Genomic DNA, 18,108 nt, shown 5'->3' with positions numbered 1-18,108 from the left:
TGTAGAAAAGACTCCCGGCGGGCTGGGTGCGCCAGGGGGTGTTATCCGGAAGCGAGAGAAAACAGCGGGCCGTACCCCTTGACGCCGGCCGGATATGAACATAGTCTCAATCGAAATGAACCGATATTCATTTTTGAGGAATGTTTGTTCATTCTTTTCGGACAGCTTGTCCACAGGACTCATCCGTACCGGTCCTGCTCAGGCAGGGCCCGGTACGCTCACTTAGTTTCGAAGGACTGATTCATGGCTCCCCAGCTTTCCGTGACACCCGGAGATCCCGGCGCAGCAGCCCGTGCCGCGCGCACCAACGTGCGTGAGCAGCAGCTGCTGGCGGCCGCCGCCCGGCTTATGGAACGCGACGGCTCCCACGCGGTCTCCATGCAGGCGCTGGCTGAGGAAGCCTCGGTCAGCGTGGGGCTCATCTACCGGTACTTCGACAACAAGCAGGACCTGCTCCTGGCCGTCATCGTGCAGGTCCTGGACGCCTTCGCCGCGGAGGTCCCGCAGGCATTGCAGGCCGCCGGAGAGGACCCGGTTGCACGTGTCGCCGCTGCCTTTGCCGCCTATTGCTCGGTGATTGACGAGCACCGGCATGCCGCAGTGCTGTCCTACCGGGAGTCCAAAACCCTGGGCGAGGAAGGCCGGCGCCGAATCAAGGACCTGGAGATTGAAACCTCCGGGCCGCTTCGCCTGGCCGTGCAGGACGCCGTGGACGCGGGCCGGTTCGTCCCCACCGACGTCGACCTCTTCGCCTACAACCTGCTGCTGCTGGCCCACTCCTGGGCGCTGAAGCACTGGTACTTCGAACGCTCCCTCACCTTCTCCGCCTATGTCCGCAAGCAGACCGCGCTGGCGCTCAGCGCCGTCGTCGCCCCGGAATACCGGAGCGAGTACGCCCACCTGCTTGACCCCTCCTAACCGTCAGTCCCTCCCACCCCCCCCTCAGCTCCGTTGAAAGGTACCAACATGCAGCAGTTTGAAGACATCACCTACGAAGTGGATGCCGCCACGGCCGTCATCACGATCAACCGCCCGCACCGTTACAACGCCTTCCGCGGCCAGACGGTCGAGGAACTGATCAAGGCCTTCAAAACGGCCTGGGCGGACCGCGACGTGCAGGCCGTCATCCTCACCGGCGCCGGCCAGAAGGCCTTCTGCACCGGCGGCGACGTCAAGCAGCGGGCCGAAACCGGGGACTACGGCCCCACCGAATCCGGCATGTTTGAGATCGGCTACCTGCACAAGGTCATCCGCGACATCCCCAAGCCCGTCATCGCGGCCGTCAACGGCGTCGCCATCGGCGGCGGACACGTCCTGCATGTGCTGTGCGACCTCTCGATTGCCGCCGACAACGCCACCTTCGGCCAGGCCGGACCGCGCGTGGGCTCCTTCGACGCCGGCTTCGGTTCCGCCTATCTGGCCCGCGTGGTCGGCGAAAAGCGCGCCCGGGAGATGTGGTTCCTGTGCCGCCAGTACGACGCCGCCACGGCCGAACGCTGGGGACTGGTCAACGCCGTGGTCCCCGCCGACCAGCTGCTGGACGAGGCCAAGGCCTGGGCTGCCGACATTGCCGAGAAGAGCCCGACGGCGCTGCGCTTCCTCAAGCAGTCCTTCAACGCGGACACCGACCACCAAGCGGGTCTGAGCAACATGGCCATGACCGCCCTGGACCTGTTCACCGCCTCCCCGGAGGGCCAGGAGGGCGCCGCCGCGTTCGCCGAGAAGCGCAAGCCCGACTTCAACCGGCACGTCCTCTCGCACTAGCCCGCCCGCCCGCCCGGCACGCCCGGCGGCGACACCCGGCCCCCACAGTCAGTACCCGGATCGACAAGGACGTCACCATGGATTTTTCACTAACCGACCAGCAGCTGGAGTATCAGGCTTCGGCCGCCCGCTACGCGGAGAAAATAGCCCCCGACTACAAACAGCGTGAAAAGGACGGCTTCGTTTCGGCCGACCTGCGCCGGGAAATGGGTTCGCTGGGCCTGATCGCCCCCGAGCTTCCCGTGGAGCTGGGCGGCCGCGGACTGGACCGGCTGACCTCCGGGCTGATCGTGGAGCAGATTGCCCGCGGAGACTTCAACGTCTCCTACGTCCAGGTGGTGGGTTCCCTGGTGGGCCAGATCCTGGCCCAGAACGCCCGCCCCGAAATCGCCGCCGAATGGGTGCCGCGCATCTGCAGCGGCGAATCGATCGTGGCGATCGGGCTGTCTGAGCCGGAGGCCGGTTCCGACGCCGGAATGCCGCGCCTGACCGCGCAGCGCCGGGACGGCGGCTGGGTGCTCAACGGCACCAAGTCGATGTCCTTCAACCAGTCCGCCGACGCCGTGGTGGTCTTCGCCAAGACGGATCCGGAGAGCGGCCGCGGCCGGGGAATCAGCGCCTTTATCGTTCCGCTGGATGCCGACGGCGTCACCCGCGAGCGCTTCGAGGACATGGGAACCACCGCCGTCGGCCGCGGCGCCGGACATTTCAAGGACACATGGATTCCGGAAAACCACCTGCTCGGCGAGGAAGGCCAGGGCTTCACCCAGGTCATGAAGGGCTTCGACTTCAGCCGCGCCCTGATCGGCCTGCAGTGCCTGGCCGTCGCCAAGGTGACGGTGGATGAAACCTGGGAGTACGTCTCCCACCGCCAGGCCTTCGACCAGCCGCTGAGCAAGTTCCAGGGCGTCTCCTTCCCGCTGGCGGAGTCCGAGACCCTGATCGCTGCGGCCCAGCTGCTCTGCTATCAGACGCTCTGGCTCAAGGACCAGGGCCTGCCGCACACCTCGCAGGCGGCCATGTGCAAATGGTGGGCACCCAAGGTGGCGTTCGACGTCGTCAAGGACTGCCTGCTGCTGCACGGCCAGTTCGGCTACAAAACCGACCGGCCGATCGAACAGCGGCTGCGAGACGTCCTGGGCCTGCAGATCGGCGACGGGACCGCGCAGATCATGAAGATGATCATTGCCCGCCAGGCCGTCGGCCGCGAGTTCGCACCCTGATCCGCACCGCACCCTGATCCGCACCGCAGCCTCAGCCGCACGGCCAAACCATTCCACGATTGCAAGGAAGCACACCATGGGAAAACTGAACTCGAAGATTGCCGTTGTCACCGGAGCCGGAAGCGGGATCGGCCGGGCCATCGCCGAACAGCTGGCGGCCGAGGGCGCCACCGTAGTCGTCAGCGACATCAACGCTGACAGTGCCAAGGAAACGGCCGCGGCACTGGGCAACAACTCCGTCGGCCTGCGGGTGGACGTCACTTCCCGCGAATCGGTGGATGAAATGGTCGAAGCCGTCACCCGGGAGTTCGGACGGATCGACATCCTGGTCAACAACGCCGGCTGGGACAAAGTGGAACCGTTCCTGGACAGCAAAATCAGCGACTGGGACCGCGTCATTGCCATCAACCTCTACGGCACCCTGCACTGCAGCCAGGCCGTTTTGAAGGTCATGGCCGCACAGGGCTCGGGATCGGTCATCAACATCGGCTCCGATGCCGGCCGCGTCGGTTCCTCCGGCGAAGCGGTGTACTCCGCGGCCAAGGGCGGCGTCGTTGCCCTCTCCAAGACCCTGGCCCGCGAAATGGCCCGCAGCAACGTGAACGTCAACTGCGTCTGCCCCGGCCCGGCAGACACCCCTCTCTTCGCCGGCATCAGCGAGGAAAACCCCAAACTGCGCCAGGCACTGGAACGGGCCATTCCCATGCGCCGGCTGGCGCAGCCCTCCGACCTCGCCGCCGCCGTCGTCTTCTTCGCCTCCGATGAGGCTTCCTACATCACCGGCCAGACGCTGTCCGTCAGCGGCGGCCTCACCATGAGCTGAAACGGCACTACCCCGCCCCAACCCGGGCTCCACCCCGCTAACCCAGGCTCCACCTCCCTCAACGATGAGCTAAGGAACCACCCAGATGACCTTCGACATGCTCCTGACCCAGGACACTATCGATGCCTACACCGCCCAGGGCCTGTGGCGGAACAAAACCCTCACCGACTATTTGGACGACGCAGTCGCCGCCACCCCCGCCAAGGTCTCCACCGTTGACCCCCGGGGAAGCATTACCTACGCCGAGCTCGGCGATAAGGTCCAACGCTGTGCGCTGGGGCTGCTGGAACTGGGCATCGCCCCCGGCGACGTTATTTCCGTCCAGCTGCCCAACTGGCACGAATGGCTGGTCATCCATCTGGCAGCGGTGCGCATCGGTGCCGTCACCAATCCGCTGATCGCCATTTACCGCGACCGGGAGGTCGGGTACATGATGAAGCGGGCCGGCTCCAAGCTGCTCGTGGTGCCGCAGCAGTTCCGCAAATTCGACTACCCGGCGATGGTGCGGCGGCTGGCCCCGGAGCTGCCCGCCCTGGAGCAAGTGCTGGTGGTCGGCGCGGATCCTGCCTCCGGCAACGACGACGGATTCCTCTCCTGGGAAACGTTCATGGACACCCCGTGGGAGGAGCGGCGCGACCCCGCCGGGCTGGAGGCACTGCGTCCGGACCCCAATTCCCTGGCCGTCATGATCTTCACCTCGGGCACCACCGGCGAGCCCAAGGGTGTCATGCACACCCACAACACCCTGGTGGCGGGCAGCCTGCCCTGGCCGGACAAGCTCGGGATGGACCGCGACGCCGTCATCCACATGGCTTCCACCTTTGCCCACCTCACCGGTTACCTCTATGGGGTGTCCCTGCCGCTGCAGCTGGGCGCCACGGTGATCCTGCAGGATGTCTGGAACGCGGAGGAGTTCGTGGAGCTGGTGGAACAACACGGCATCCAGCACACCTCCGGCGCCACACCGTTCCTTCATGACCTGCTGGAAGCGAAGAACCTCGCCGCCCATGACACCTCCTCCCTGGCGCGGTTCTGCTGCATGGGTGCGCCGATTCCGCGGTCCATGATTGCCGGGGCGAAGCAGCGGCTGCCGCAGCTGAGTGTCTTCGGCGGCTGGGGACAGACCGAATGCTGTCTGGTGACGATGGGTCATCCCTCCGACCCGCAGGACAAGATTATTAACAGCGACGGGCGTGCGCTGACCGGAATGCAGGTCCGGGTCCTGGACCTCGACGGGTCCGAGGCCGCGCCCGGGGATGAGGGGCGCCTGCAGGTCAAGGGACCGTTCCTGTTCCAGGGCTATGCCGGGCGCCTCGACCAGACCCGCTCGGAGTTCGAGGGCGACTGGTTCGACACCGGCGATCTCGCCACCCTGGATGCGGAGGGGTACCTGCGCATTGCCGGCCGGACCAAGGACGTCATCATCCGCGGCGGCGAGAACATACCGGTGGCCTACGTGGAAAACGCCCTCTACGAACACCCCAAGGTCGACGCCGTCGCCCTGGTTTCCATTCCCCACGCCAGGCTGCAGGAAACCGCCTGCGCCGCGTTTGTGCTGAAGGAGGGGGAAACCTCCCTGACGCTGGCCGAAATCCAGGCGTTCCTCGCGGCCAAGGGCGTGGCCAAGCCCTACTGGCCCGAGCGGGTGGAAGTCGTGCCGGACTTCCCCCGGACCCCCAGCGGCAAGATTCAGAAGTTCCAGCTGCGGGAGCGCTTTGCTGCTGCGGTTGCCGAGGCAGCTCCTGCTGCCGTCCAGCCAACCCCCGCCCCTGTAGGAGAAACCCTGTGAGCGCCGTAAATTCCGCACCCAACGCCAACCCGGCCGCAAGCGAAGCCCCCGATCCGCTGGCCGCTTCCGATGTGCTCAACCTGGACGGACTGCTGACCGCGCAGGAACTTCAGCTGCGCGATAACGTCCGCGGTTTCGTCCGAGACCGGATCAAGCCCAACATCAAGGCCTGGTACGAGGACGCCCACTTCCCGGTGGAGATCGCCCGCGAAATGGGGGAGCTGGGCCTGCTGGGCATGCACCTGCAGGGCTACGGCTGTCCCGGCCGCAGCGCGGTGGAATACGGCATCGCCGCGATGGAACTGGAAGCCGGTGATTCCGGGCTGCGCACGTTCGTCTCCGTCCAGGGATCCCTGGCGATGAGCGCCATCCACAAGTGGGGGTCCGAGGAGCAGAAAAACACGTACCTGCCGGGGATGGCGAAGGGCGAAATCATCGGCTGCTTCGGGCTGACCGAGCCCACCGCCGGCTCGGATCCGTCCAGCATGCAGACCACGGCAGTGCGCGACGGCGACGGCTGGGTCCTGAACGGCGCCAAGCGCTGGATCGGGCTGGCCTCCATCGCCCAGATTGCCGTGATCTGGGCAGCCACCGACGAGGGTGTTCGCGGCTTCCTGGTTCCCACCAACACTCCCGGGTTCACCGCGGTGCCGATCGAGCCGAAACTGTCCATGCGCGCCTCCATCCAGTGCGACCTCACCTTCGAGGATGTCCGGCTCCCGGAAAGCGCCCGGCTCCCGGGAGCCAAGGGCCTGCGCGGCCCGTTCTCCTGCCTGAACGAGGCCCGCTACGGCATCATCTGGGGATCCATGGGCGCGGCCCGCGACAGCTATGAGGAAGCACTGAAGTACTCCCTGCAGCGCATGCAGTTCGACAAGCCCCTGGCGGCATACCAGCTGACCCAGGAAAAACTGGTCAACATGCTGCTGGAAATCCAGAAGGGCACCCTGCTGGCCATCCACACCGGACGGATGAAGGACGCCGGCACCCTGCAGCCGGTGCAGATCTCCGTGGGCAAGCTCAACAACTGCCGCGAAGCAATCGCCATCTGCCGGGAGGCCCGCACCATCCTGGGCGGCAACGGCATCACCCTGGACTACTCACCCCTGCGGCACGCCAACAACCTGGAATCCGTACGCACCTACGAAGGCACCGACGAGGTGCACACCCTGATCCTGGGCCAGCACATCACCGGCTCGCCGGCGTTCCGGTAAGGGGCGGACATGGAATACACCACCATCCTCGCCGAGGTCAGCAACCGGCTGGGCACCATCACCGTCAACCGCCCCGAAGCCCGCAACGCACTGAGCAAAACCGTGCTGCGGGAAATCCGGGCCGCGCTGGAGGACTTTGCCGTCCGGGATGACGTGGGCGCTGTGGTCTTTACCGGGGCAGGGGAGAAGGCCTTCATCGCCGGCGCCGACATCACCCAGTTGGTCGACTACACCCTCGCCGACGGGCTCGCGTCCGACATGCAGCGGCTGTATGACTACGTCGAGGATTACGAGTTGCCCACCATCGCCGCGGTCAACGGCTTCGCGCTGGGCGGCGGCAACGAACTGGCAATGTCCTGCGACATCCGCATCGCCGCCGAAAGCGCCCGGTTCGGGCTGCCCGAAACCACCCTCGGAGTACTGCCCGGCGCCGGCGGCACGCAGCGCCTGACCCGCCTGGTGGGCAAGGGCCGCGCCGTGGAACTGATCCTCACCGGGCGCATCTTCGGCGCCACGGAGGCCAGGGAGATCGGCCTGGTCACCGACGTCGTCCCCGACGCCGGACTGCTGGACGCCGCCCGCACGCTCGCCGAGCAGATCATGGCCAAGGGCCCGCTGGCGGTCCGGCTGGCCAAACTGGTCATCAAGACCGGCGCCGAAACCGACCAGCGCACCGGACTGGTCATTGAACGCCTGGCCCAGTCCCTGCTCTACACCACCGCCGACAAGCGCGAAGGCGCCCGGGCCTTCATTGAAAAGCGCCCGGCCGAATTCCAGGGACAGTGAGCCCGGTGCACGCCGCATCCGCGCACACCCCGATAGGAGAACAGATGGGCACCATCCACAAGATCCTGGTCATCGGCGCCGGAGCCATGGGGTCCCAGATCGCCATGGTTGCCGCAGCCGCCGGCTACCGGACCGCCGTCCAGGATGTCAGCACGGACATGCTGGCACAGGCACAAGGCCAGCTCACCGCACGGATGCAGGCCAAGGTGGCCAAGGGATCCCTGTCCCGGGAAGAAGCCGACACCGCACTGGGCCGTTTGGAATTTACCTCCTCGCTGCCCGACGCCGCGGTCGACGCTGACTTCGTCATTGAAGCTGCCACCGAGAGGCTGGACATCAAACGCAGCATCTTCGCAGCCCTGGACGCCGCGGCTCCGGCGCACGCCATTCTGGCCACCAACTCCTCCACGCTCGGGTCCTCTGCCGTCGCTTCCTCCACCGGCCGTCCGGAGAAGGTCTGCAACATGCACTTCTTCAATCCGGCGCTGGTGATGAAGTGCGTGGAAGTGGTGCGCCATCCCCAGACTTCCCAGGAAACCGTGGACACTGCCCTGGAACTGGCCCGGTCGCTGGGGAAGTCACCGGTGCTGATTAACCGCGAGATCCCCGGCTTTGTTGCCAACCGGCTGATGGGGGCCCTGCGCGACGAGGCCCTGCGCCTGTACGCGGACGGTGTTGCCGACTTCCGCGACATCGACACCGCGGCGAAAACCGCGCTGAACCACCCCATGGGACCGTTCGAACTGATGGACCTTGTGGGCCTCGATGTCAGCTATCTGATCCGCCAGGCCACGTACGACCAGACGGGCGACCCGGCGGACCTGCCTCACCCGCTGCTCAAAGACCTCTATGACCAGGGCAGCTTCGGCCGCAAAACCGGACAGGGATGGTACTCCTATGACGCTCGCTGAGAATGCGGACACCAGAACCGACGACTACACCGATGACTACACCGCAGCTCTGGCCGCGGGCCTGACCCAGGCGCGGGACACCGATCCCTTCCTGCTGCTGGAGGGCCTTGGTGAACAGGACAGTGCCGTCCAGGCCAAGGTGCGCGGCTTCGTCAACGACAAGGTCTTGCCGGTGATCAACGGCTACTGGGAACGGGCCGAATTTCCGCACGCCCTGCTGCCGGACCTCGCGGCCCTGGGCATCATCGGCTCCACGATTGACGGTTACGGCTGCCCGGGCATGAGCCGGCTGGCCGCCGGCCTGGCCACCATGGAAATGTCCCGCGGGGACGGTTCCATGAACACCTTCATCGGCGTGCAGTCCAACCTGTCCATGGGCACTGTGAACATGCTCGGCAGTGAGGAGCAGAAGCAGCGCTGGCTGCCCCGGATGGCAGCCCTGGAACTGATCGGCGCCTTCGCCCTGACCGAGCCGGAACACGGCTCCGACTCCGCCCAGCTGGAGACCACTGCCCGGCGCGAGGGCGGACACTGGATCCTGAACGGCCGCAAACGGTGGATCGGCAACGCCAGCTTTGCCGACGTCGTCATCATTTGGGCACGGGACGAGGCCGATGCCAAGGTCAAGGCCTTCGTGATGGAAAAGAACGGCGACGGCACCTATCCGGCTGGGTACAGCGCCGAGGTGATCACCGGCAAGATCGGCAAGCGCGCCATCCTGCAGCCGGACATCCGGCTGGCCAACCTGCGGATACCCGAGGATAACCGGCTGCCCGGAGCTGAATCATTCCGCGACGCGTCCCGTGTCCTGGCCTCCACCCGGGGCGGTGCCTCCTGGGAGAGCCTGGGCCACGCCATTGCCGGCTATGAAGCGGCGCTGACCTACGCCGGTGTCCGCACCCAGTTCGGCCGGTCCATTGCAGGTTTTCAGCTGGTGCAGAACAAGCTGGCAAACATGCTTGCCGAGCTCACCGCCATCCAGCTCATGTGTGTGCGCATGGCTGAACTGCAGGAGACCGGGCGGTGGACCGGAACCCAGGCATCCATCGCCAAAATGCACAGCGCCCAAAAGGCCCGGTGGATCTGCTCAGAGGCGAGGGACATTCTCGGCGGCAACGGGCTGCTGTTGGATTTCCACGTCGCTCGGCACCTGACGGACATGGAAGTGGTGCACACCTACGAGGGCACTGACTCGGTGCAGTCGCTGTTGATTGGACGTGCCGTGACCGGCATTTCCGCGTTCAGCTAGCTAGCGGACGATAGTCTGCCGCAGTCGGGGTCAACCGAGAGAAGTCAAAGGCCGAAAGCAGGAGGCGGGTCCAGCGCGAAAGCATCGACCGGAACCAACTGCTTGTATGTCCGGGCAAGCCGGATGAAGCTTCGAAGGCTTAGTAGTTTCATTTCACGGACTTCATCCAACAGCCTCGGATTCCCGGTCATCCACGATGGTCTCACGGTTGTTCGCGGGCGCGGGTAACCAGATTCTTGGGCGGCGAATGACCCCGCACAGCCAAGGCCGACAGGAGCAGGATCCGGCTGAGTTTCTTGTTTCCGAGGCGGCTCAGACGCTGGCCCCAGATGGTGGTTCCCGATCAGCGGGTGTTCTAGGCGGTTCCGGCGTAACCATATTGGCGGCGCCAAGCGAAGTGTTTCCGGTGACTTGGGTGAGGATTCGTCTGCAGGTCCATACGCCGTTGCCGGGCGCCGATGTCAGCAGCTCACAAAGCGGCCTGGACGCGCCTGGCCATGTTCGAATGGTTGCTGGCGGGTCAACGATGACCAGAACTTACTACCCATATATTGCAAGCCTGGTGATGATGTCCTGACTCACGGTTTCGTCCCGCGAAGAGGATTTGTCATTTGAGCTCCCTGCCTGGCCGTTCCATGGAGCCGCATGATGGCCCGTTGTCCTGACGCCCATGCCTAGGAAGACGCCGATATTTTTTTGCTCCCGTCTTCATATCTGTTTGCTGTGACCGACAGTGTTGGCTGGTCTAGGCGGCACCGAGTCACGTTCGCCTTGTGAATGACCACTGTCGTAGCTCTGGAGGCGATCAAGCGGGCGCGTATCGGCCCCCGTGACGCCCCCCGGATCATGAATGACCAGGGAAGAACCTGTAGGAACCGACCGGCCAACACGCCCATATCCTGCTTTGGGAAAGGGCCTTGCTTGTCCCTCATAAGCGTTCAGCCCCGAAAGTGAGAGGGAAGCAGTCGGCTGCATTCTGTACCAAATGTAACAATCTTGTTAACGGATCCACTTTTTGTTCGATTTGGTAGGAGGATGGCGGGAACATTCACTGCACCAAGCGTGCCAAGAAGTGAGGAAGCCATGAAACGAACCACTCGCACGGCCGTCGGCGGACTGATGGTGGCTGCAGCTCTGGTACTGGCCGGCTGCAGTGACGGCGGCACCTCGTCGACTTCCGGTCCAGCCGAAGGCGGAGATCTCGTTATCGCCCGGCCAGCGGACGCAGTATCAATGAACAACACAACCACTTTCGACAACCCGTCGATTTACACATTCCAGCAGATTATGGAGCCGTTGTTCACAGTGAGCGACGACGGGCAGACCCTCAAGCCATGGCTTGCGTCGGACTACACGGTTTCGGATGACAAGCTCTCGTACACGATCAAACTCCGCTCCGGTGTGAAGTTCTCTGATGGCACTCCGCTCACTGCTGACGACGTCAAGTTCTCGATTGATGCCGATACCGCGACGGCTGAAACGGGCTGGGGCTACATCAACGCGGCGATCGACTCGGTCTCGGTGATCGATGAGGAAACCGTCGATATCAAACTCAAATATGCGTGGGCTCCTATGATCGCCGACCTCTCCCTCTTCAGCAACGCCATTGTCCCGGCAAACTATGGCGGAAAAACGGCGGAAGAGTTCTATGAAGCTCCTGTGGGCACCGGCCCATTCAAGTGGGGTGAATGGAAAAAAGGGCAATCACTCAAGCTGGTGAAGAACGACAATTATTGGCAGGAAGGCAAGCCATCGCTCGACAGCGTGACATGGAGTGTCGTACCTGATGCCAACACGCGGAAGTTGCAATTGGAGGGCGGGCAGGTCGATGTCATTGAGGCACCGGACTGGTCGAGCTTCAGTTCTCTGGGGAACTCGGGTGAAGTCCTTGCGCAGACGTTCCCGTCCACGCAGATCGATTACCTTGCGTTTAATCAGGAGCGGGCACCCTTCGATGACATCCACATCCGCCGTGCCATCGCTTACTCCGTTGACCGTGAAGCGCTCGTAAAGGCAGTGCTGTTCGGGAACGGAACGCCGGCGAACTCGCTACTTTCACCCGGCACCCCCTTCTATAACGAAGACGAGGCAGGCCCCACCTACGATCCGGCCAAGGCGAAAGCAGAGTTGGCCCAGTCCTCTAAGCCCGACGGTTTCAGTACAACCCTTCTCATCCGCTCAGGCGACGCGAACCAGGCATCGGTTGCCCAGATCCTTCAGTCCGAGCTGGCTAAACTGGGCATCACGGTCGAGATCAAGCAGCTCGATCCGACCGCCAACAAACAGGCACGACTGGCCTCGGACTTCGACATGACCCTTTCAGCCTGGACGATGGACATTCCCGACCCCGACCAGTGGACGAGCTTCGCTGTGGACCCCGAAGGCGGGTCACGGTCAGCCTTCACGGCGTACAACAACCCGGCCGTCGTTGACCTCAATCGGCGGGCCCAGCTGGAAGTCGATAGCAACAAGCGCCAGGAACTCTATAACGAACTCCAGAAGCTGACCGGCGAGGACGCATTCCTGGCGTACACCTATTACTCGCCATATGCCTACGGGCTATCCGACAAGGTGGAGGGCTTCAAAGTCACGCCGCTGGGCAACTACCACCTCGAAGACATCACCAAGTCCAAGTAGAGCAACCCAAGGTGGGGCGCCATCAACGGCGCCCCGCCTCCAACCCATCTCCGGGAGGTCATCGGTGCTCCAGCGCCTTCGCTTCGTACCGGCTCGGCTCCTTCAAGCTGTGCCGGTTGTCTTCGGTGTTACGTTGCTTGTGTTTTTCATGGGACACCTGCTGCCGGGGGACCCTGCCTTGGCCATCCTGGGGGAACGGGCCACAGTTGACCGCGTGGAGGAACTGCGCAATCAGCTGGGCCTTAACCAGCCCATCTGGACCCAGTACTTCCTCTTCCTGAACCAACTGGTGCACGGCAACCTGGGCACAAGCATCACCTACCAGCTCCCTGTCTCGACCCTGGTGCTGGATGCCATTCCGGTGACACTTTCCCTGCTTTTCTATGCGGTTATGCTCTGCCTTGTTGTGAGCATCCCCCTGGCAGCCATCGCCGCCACTGGACCGGGAAGAAGCCGTGACGTAGCTGTCCGGATTTATACCCTCATCGGGCAGGGCATGCCCCAATTCTGGGTAGGAATCATGCTTATTCTTCTGTTCGCCGTAAAACTGGATGCTTTCCCGGTCGGGGGATACGGTGACACGTTCTCCGAGCATGCCTATTACCTGACGTTGCCGGCTTTGACCCTGGCCATCGCTATGTCCCCCACCATCATCCGCAGCCTGCGTTCATCCACCATTAACGTGCTGGGCTCCGAGTACGTGGCCACCGCACGTTCCAAGGGTGCAGGAGGAATGACGCTGTTCCGAGGTCACGTCCTACGCAACGCTGCTATTCCTACAGTCTCGATTCTTGGCGTTAACCTCGGCTATCTGGTGGGCGGTTCTCTGGTTATCGAGAAAGTATTCGCGCTGCCCGGACTCGGGTCCCTCATGATCAACGCCATCTTCAGCCGGGATTTTCCGACCATTCAAGCAGTGTCGCTGTTCGTGGCCCTGTTCGTGGTGGCCGTGGGAATCCTGACCGACGTGGTCTACACCGTTCTCGACCCGAGAGTCGACTTCAGCAAAAAGGCGACAGCATGAGCACGCCAACAGCCGTATTGAGCGGATTCCAAACACGACGCCGGGCGGCTCGTTCCCGGGTCCTCAGGCCTTGGTACCGCAACGGGTCGCTGATGGCCGGCATCGGCATTATCGGCACCCTCATACTCGTGGCCTTTCTTGCACCAGTGCTTGCCCCCTACGATCCGCTCCACCAGGACCTGCAGAACGCACTGTCCTCACCGAGCGCCGCCCACTGGCTGGGAACGGACAAATACGGCAGGGACGTTCTATCCCGCCTGATCTGGGGAGCACGTGTTGACCTGCGCATCGGATTCCTCGCCGTCATTATTCCCTTTGTGGTCGGCTCGGTCCTCGGGGCATTGGCTGCCTACTTCGGCGGCTGGTTCGACGCAGTGGTTATGCGGATCGTAGACGTATTTTTCGCCTTCCCGTTCTACGTCATGGTGATCGTGCTCGTATTCGTGCTTGGGTCCGGAGAAGCCAGCATCTATTTGGCTATCGCTGCCGTCTCCTGGGTCTCCTACGCAAAAATTGTCCGCGGCGAGGTTCTGGTGGCCATGAAACAGGATTGGGTGACCGCTGCCAGGCTCGGCGGCATGTCGAACCGGCGCATCTTAGTCCGCCACATCGGCCCCAACGTGATGTCCCAGGCGATCATCTACGGCACCAGCGACGTGGTCATGGACATCATGGCCATCGTGACCCTCGGCTACCTGGGCCTCGGCATAGCACCTCCAACCGCGGAATGGGGATCCATGATTCTGGACGGCCAGGAGTTCATCACCACTCACTGGATGCAGGCCACCATCCCCGGCCTCATCGTCGTAGTAGTCAGTCTCGGGATGTCATGGCTCGGGGACGGACTCTCCGACCTTCTCAATCCGGAAAGGCGGAAATGAGTGATGGAAAACCTATTGGAAGTCTCCGGTTTAACGTTGGGGGTGCGCAACGGAAGGCGACCACCGACAGTCATCGTTGACCAGGTGTCCTTCTCCGTCGCAGCCGGAGAGCGTTTCGGAATTGTCGGCGAATCCGGATCCGGAAAATCCATGACCCTGCGGTCCATCGTCGGGTTGCTCCCTCAAGGCGTCGAAATCCTGAGCGGGCAGGTCCACTATCGCGGGGTGGATCTGGCCACGATGGGCAGTGCGGCCCGGCGGGCACTGATGGGGCCCGAGATCGCCATGATCTTCCAAGAGCCGATGACCGCTTTGAACCCGGTGCTTCGGGTTGGAGAACAAATTGCGGAAGGCCCGCGCCGGCATCTGGGCCTTTCCAAGCCCCAGGCCATGAAACTCGCCGTGGAGATGATGGCACGGACCGGGATTCCGGATCCCGCGCGCCGGGCGCGGGCCTATCCGCATGAGCTGTCCGGCGGACTCCGCCAACGGGTGATGATTGCCATGGCACTTTCCTGTAAGCCCAAACTCCTGCTCTGCGATGAACCGACCACTGCACTCGACGTGACGGTGCAGCAACAGGTCCTTCGGCTGCTGGAAGGTCTCTGTGATGAAGTCGGAGCTTCCCTCCTGTTTGTGACTCATGACCTTGCCGTGGTTAATCAGACGTGTGATGAACTCGCCGTGATGTACGCCGGGAGAATTGTGGAGCGAGGCACCGTCGAGCGCGTTTTCCGCCGACCGGAGCATCCCTACACGGATGGCCTCTTGGCTTCCGCCCCCGATTTTGACCGCCCCGACCGGCCGCTTATTGCCATACCCGGATTTCCGCCGAACGTTGCGCAGCGGCCCCAGGGATGTGCATTCGCCCCCCGCTGTTCGTTCGTCCAAGAACACTGCCTCGAATCTTCCCCTCCCCTTGAAGGGCATGAGCCGGGACACGCGTCCGCCTGCTTCGAAGTTGCCCGGCTTGTGGAGGTGCGGGCATGACCGACGGACAGGCATACCACAACACTGACATTCTCAGGGTCGCGAATATCTCGAAAACCTATGGTGCCAGCCGTACCTGGCCGTGGTCGCGGAGCAACGGGTCGCAACTGACGGCGCTCGACGGCGTCGATCTCGACCTACGGCGCGGAGAGATCCTGGCACTGGTGGGGGAGTCCGGATCTGGCAAGTCGACGCTGGCCAAGATTCTGGTCGGAAGCATCCAGCCGACCTCCGGCTCACTCGACTGGGACACGCCGCCTCCCGAACAAAAGGGCAGGCATTCTGCCCGACGGGTGCAGATGGTCTTCCAGGATCCGTATTCCTCCCTCAATCCACGGCTCAGCGTCCGTTCCATGCTGACCGAACTTCTGCTGCTGCATCGTATTGTTCCGCGATCAAAGGTGACGGAAGAATGCCTACGGCTCCTGCACCAGGTGGGGCTGGACGAAGACGCCCTCGACGCGTATCCAAGCCAGTTTTCGGGAGGACAGCGGCAAAGGCTAGCCATTGCCCGTGCCCTTGCGGTGCGTCCGGATGTCCTGATTGCAGATGAGCCTGTTTCAGCCCTGGACGTTTCGGTCCAGGCGACGATCCTGGAGCTGTTCGGCTCGCTCCAGCGGGAACTGGGATTGAGCATCCTTTTCATCGCGCACAACCTGGCTGTCGTGCAGCATCTCAGCCAGCGGGTTGCCGTGATGTATCTGGGCCGCATTGTTGAGGTTGCCGAGACGGCTGAAATCTTTTCGAATCCGCGGCATCCCTACACGCGTGCACTTATCGATTCGATTCCGCGAATGAATCCAGGCAGCTCCAACGCCCGGGCAACCATCGAAGGGGAGCCCCCCAGTCCCTTCGGTATTCCGAGCGGATGCCGGTTCCGCCCGCGTTGCGCTTTTGCGTCGGACGAATGCCGCCAAATAGATCCGAAACTTTACGACGTGGCCGCTGACCATCAGGCGGCTTGTATCAAATCGATGGCGTTACCACCCGTCTTCGTCCCGTTAGCAGAACTAAAGGAGAAGTTGTGAAGGTTTGGATTTCTTTCGACATGGAAGGCGTTGCTGGCATCGTCGACTGGGAGCAGTGCCGGCCAGGATCCGGTGCGTCCTACACGATGGGCTGCGAACTGCTGCAGGACGAAGTGAACGCAGCGATCACCGGTGCCATCGAGGGAGGAGCCACGGAGATTGTTCTCAATGACTCACATAGCCGTATGGCCAATCTCGACCCCCGCAGGATTGCCGGCAACGCCAAGTACCTCTCGGGCAGGCACAAACCCCGCTACATGATGCAGGGACTCGACGAGACTTTTGATGCAGTCTTCTTTCTTGGCTACCACGGGTCCATTTCCGGCCGGCCCTCCACCCTTTCCCACACCTACAATCCCGAGGTTTTCTCCCGCGCAGCGCTGAATGGAATCGAAGTGGGGGAGAGCGGCATCAACGCGCTTGTTGCTGAGCACTTCAACGTGCCCATCGCTTTCCTGTCAGGCGACGCCGTAGTCCAGGAAGAAACCCGGCCGTTCGCTCCTGACGCTGTCACCGTTACGACCAAAGAATCGATAACGCGCTTTAGCGCCTTGAATCTCCACCCCGCCGAGTCCTGTGCCCTGATCCGTAATGGAAGCAGGCAGGCAATGGAGGCCGTGGCGGCAGGACAGGTGGCAGGGCCGGGCATCCGAAAGCCTGCGGTCCTCGATCTGGAGTTCCAGACCGGCGACATGGCGGAGGTTGCAACGTGGGCCAAAGGTGCAGAGCGCTCTGCTGAGCGAAGCGTGCAGATTAAGGGCGACAACCTGCTGTCGATGTTCGACGCCTTCGTGGCAGTGAACTACATAACCCGCCAGGCAGGTGGCCGCTGATGCCGACCCGGATCATCGAAGTGGACCCGGGAGGCTCAGGCTACGCTCTGGTTCTGCACGGCGGCGCGGGCGGACGCGTTGAAGAACTCTCCCTTGAGGCGCATGGCCTATATGAGCAGGGCCTCGCGCATGCCTATGCGGTCGGGGCCGGGGTACTTGAACGCGGCGGATCGGCCCTCGATGCGGTTTCTGAGGCTGTGCGCCATTTGGAGGACAACCCTCTCTTCAACGCAGGGCGGGGCGCCGCCCTTACGGCGACCGGAAGGGCCGAACTCGATGCCTGTGTCGTCACTGGAGACGGCCGGGCCGGAGCCGTGGCTGTCTCCCGTTCAGCACGGAATCCCGTTTTCCTGGCCCGGGCCGTTCTCGAAAGGTCAGATCACGTCTTATTGGTGTCTCCCAGCGCAGAACAATTGGATGCCTGGGACCTGGAACAAGTGAGCCCGGACTATTTCATCACTCCCGCACGGGAGCTCCAGCTCAGCAATGTGCAGGCGCGCCGCCTTGCGGCTTCCCGCCACGGGACCGTCGGGGCCGTGGCCGTGGACGTCAGCGGCAAGGTCGCGGCTGCCACTTCGACCGGCGGCATGGTGAATCAGCGGGATGGCCGGGTCGGGGACACTCCGATCGTGGGAGCCGGAACATACGCCCGTGACGGAGTGGTTGCCGTATCCTGCACCGGCGAAGGCGAATCGTTCATTGAGGGGGTCGTATCCCACGACATCTATGCACGGATGCTCTACGGGGGTGTGGGCCTTGCCGAGGCTGTTACTGCGACGATTGAGCAGGAATTGGCTACCCGCGGTGCCACTGGTGGAATTATCGCTGTCGGCGCAGACGGGCGCGTCGTCGTCGGACATAATTCGCCGGCAATGTTCGCGGCCTATCAATCACCCGCCGGGCTAGTCACCCTCACCTGATACATAAGTGTGGGTACGGACATAAACGAACGGAAC

General features: G+C 63.2%; 16 protein-coding genes. All 16 read left to right on the top strand.

Annotated features, from left to right (window positions below; genetic code table 11):
• Positions 1–243: 243 nt before the first annotated feature.
• On the top strand, positions 244–918 hold the full coding sequence (locus AC4D2Q_RS13955) for a TetR/AcrR family transcriptional regulator (RefSeq protein ID WP_490947139.1): 675 nt from the start codon (positions 244–246) through the stop codon (positions 916–918).
• Positions 919–966: 48 nt separating this feature from the next.
• Positions 967–1,764: an enoyl-CoA hydratase-related protein gene (locus AC4D2Q_RS13950; RefSeq protein WP_490947138.1), complete on the top strand. Its 798-nt coding sequence runs from the start codon at positions 967–969 to the stop codon at positions 1,762–1,764.
• Between the two features lie 77 nt (positions 1,765–1,841).
• Positions 1,842–2,987, top strand: coding sequence for an acyl-CoA dehydrogenase family protein (locus tag AC4D2Q_RS13945; protein ID WP_490947137.1), 1,146 nt, complete (start codon positions 1,842–1,844; stop codon positions 2,985–2,987).
• A gap of 76 nt (positions 2,988–3,063) precedes the next feature.
• The gene (locus AC4D2Q_RS13940; RefSeq protein ID WP_490947136.1) at positions 3,064–3,810 is read left to right on the top strand and encodes an SDR family NAD(P)-dependent oxidoreductase; all 747 of its coding nucleotides are present in this window, start codon (positions 3,064–3,066) and stop codon (positions 3,808–3,810) included.
• Between the two features lie 85 nt (positions 3,811–3,895).
• A complete protein-coding gene (locus AC4D2Q_RS13935; RefSeq protein ID WP_490947135.1) occupies positions 3,896–5,599 on the top strand; it encodes an AMP-binding protein in 1,704 nt (567 codons plus the stop codon).
• Positions 5,600–5,655: 56 nt separating this feature from the next.
• Positions 5,656–6,813, top strand: a complete 1,158-nt coding sequence (locus AC4D2Q_RS13930; RefSeq protein ID WP_490947371.1) for an acyl-CoA dehydrogenase family protein — start codon at positions 5,656–5,658, stop codon at positions 6,811–6,813.
• 9 nt (positions 6,814–6,822) lie between these two features.
• Positions 6,823–7,599, top strand: a complete 777-nt coding sequence (locus AC4D2Q_RS13925) for an enoyl-CoA hydratase/isomerase family protein (protein ID WP_490947134.1) — start codon at positions 6,823–6,825, stop codon at positions 7,597–7,599.
• Positions 7,600–7,643: 44 nt separating this feature from the next.
• Positions 7,644–8,510, top strand: coding sequence for a 3-hydroxyacyl-CoA dehydrogenase family protein (locus AC4D2Q_RS13920; protein WP_490947133.1), 867 nt, complete (start codon positions 7,644–7,646; stop codon positions 8,508–8,510).
• The gene (locus AC4D2Q_RS13915; protein WP_490947132.1) at positions 8,497–9,759 is read left to right on the top strand and encodes an acyl-CoA dehydrogenase family protein; all 1,263 of its coding nucleotides are present in this window, start codon (positions 8,497–8,499) and stop codon (positions 9,757–9,759) included. The genes AC4D2Q_RS13920 and AC4D2Q_RS13915 overlap by 14 nt, the downstream gene beginning before the upstream one ends.
• A 1,083-nt stretch (positions 9,760–10,842) precedes the next feature.
• Positions 10,843–12,396, top strand: coding sequence for an ABC transporter substrate-binding protein (locus AC4D2Q_RS13910; protein WP_490947131.1), 1,554 nt, complete (start codon positions 10,843–10,845; stop codon positions 12,394–12,396).
• The gene (locus AC4D2Q_RS13905) at positions 12,308–13,420 is read left to right on the top strand and encodes an ABC transporter permease (protein ID WP_490947130.1); all 1,113 of its coding nucleotides are present in this window, start codon (positions 12,308–12,310) and stop codon (positions 13,418–13,420) included. The genes AC4D2Q_RS13910 and AC4D2Q_RS13905 overlap by 89 nt, the downstream gene beginning before the upstream one ends.
• A complete protein-coding gene (locus tag AC4D2Q_RS13900) occupies positions 13,417–14,301 on the top strand; it encodes an ABC transporter permease (protein ID WP_490947129.1) in 885 nt (294 codons plus the stop codon). The genes AC4D2Q_RS13905 and AC4D2Q_RS13900 overlap by 4 nt, the downstream gene beginning before the upstream one ends.
• A gap of 3 nt (positions 14,302–14,304) precedes the next feature.
• The gene (locus AC4D2Q_RS13895) at positions 14,305–15,291 is read left to right on the top strand and encodes an ABC transporter ATP-binding protein (protein WP_490947128.1); all 987 of its coding nucleotides are present in this window, start codon (positions 14,305–14,307) and stop codon (positions 15,289–15,291) included.
• On the top strand, positions 15,288–16,319 hold the full coding sequence (locus tag AC4D2Q_RS13890) for an ABC transporter ATP-binding protein (protein ID WP_490947127.1): 1,032 nt from the start codon (positions 15,288–15,290) through the stop codon (positions 16,317–16,319). Before AC4D2Q_RS13895 ends, AC4D2Q_RS13890 begins: the two co-directional genes overlap by 4 nt.
• Complete coding sequence (locus AC4D2Q_RS13885) at positions 16,316–17,152, top strand: M55 family metallopeptidase (RefSeq protein ID WP_490947126.1); 837 nt, start codon at positions 16,316–16,318, stop codon at positions 17,150–17,152. Before AC4D2Q_RS13890 ends, AC4D2Q_RS13885 begins: the two co-directional genes overlap by 4 nt.
• Entirely contained in the window at positions 17,152–18,072 is a 921-nt protein-coding gene (locus AC4D2Q_RS13880; RefSeq protein WP_490947125.1) for an isoaspartyl peptidase/L-asparaginase family protein, read from the top strand. Before AC4D2Q_RS13885 ends, AC4D2Q_RS13880 begins: the two co-directional genes overlap by 1 nt.
• Positions 18,073–18,108 lie beyond the last annotated feature (36 nt).

This window comes from Arthrobacter sp. TJ-178 (genome assembly GCF_058269275.1).
This window is presented reverse-complemented; position numbering and strand designations above follow the sequence as displayed.

Coding starts and splice junctions, on each gene's coding strand:
- AC4D2Q_RS13955 (WP_490947139.1), top strand. CDS start 244: ATGGCTCCCCAGCTTTCCGTGACACCCGGAGATCCCGGCGCAGCAGCC.
- AC4D2Q_RS13950 (WP_490947138.1), top strand. CDS start 967: ATGCAGCAGTTTGAAGACATCACCTACGAAGTGGATGCCGCCACGGCC.
- AC4D2Q_RS13945 (WP_490947137.1), top strand. CDS start 1,842: ATGGATTTTTCACTAACCGACCAGCAGCTGGAGTATCAGGCTTCGGCC.
- AC4D2Q_RS13940 (WP_490947136.1), top strand. CDS start 3,064: ATGGGAAAACTGAACTCGAAGATTGCCGTTGTCACCGGAGCCGGAAGC.
- AC4D2Q_RS13935 (WP_490947135.1), top strand. CDS start 3,896: ATGACCTTCGACATGCTCCTGACCCAGGACACTATCGATGCCTACACC.
- AC4D2Q_RS13925 (WP_490947134.1), top strand. CDS start 6,823: ATGGAATACACCACCATCCTCGCCGAGGTCAGCAACCGGCTGGGCACC.
- AC4D2Q_RS13920 (WP_490947133.1), top strand. CDS start 7,644: ATGGGCACCATCCACAAGATCCTGGTCATCGGCGCCGGAGCCATGGGG.
- AC4D2Q_RS13915 (WP_490947132.1), top strand. CDS start 8,497: ATGACGCTCGCTGAGAATGCGGACACCAGAACCGACGACTACACCGAT.
- AC4D2Q_RS13910 (WP_490947131.1), top strand. CDS start 10,843: ATGAAACGAACCACTCGCACGGCCGTCGGCGGACTGATGGTGGCTGCA.
- AC4D2Q_RS13905 (WP_490947130.1), top strand. CDS start 12,308: ATGCCTACGGGCTATCCGACAAGGTGGAGGGCTTCAAAGTCACGCCGC.
- AC4D2Q_RS13900 (WP_490947129.1), top strand. CDS start 13,417: ATGAGCACGCCAACAGCCGTATTGAGCGGATTCCAAACACGACGCCGG.
- AC4D2Q_RS13895 (WP_490947128.1), top strand. CDS start 14,305: ATGGAAAACCTATTGGAAGTCTCCGGTTTAACGTTGGGGGTGCGCAAC.
- AC4D2Q_RS13890 (WP_490947127.1), top strand. CDS start 15,288: ATGACCGACGGACAGGCATACCACAACACTGACATTCTCAGGGTCGCG.
- AC4D2Q_RS13880 (WP_490947125.1), top strand. CDS start 17,152: ATGCCGACCCGGATCATCGAAGTGGACCCGGGAGGCTCAGGCTACGCT.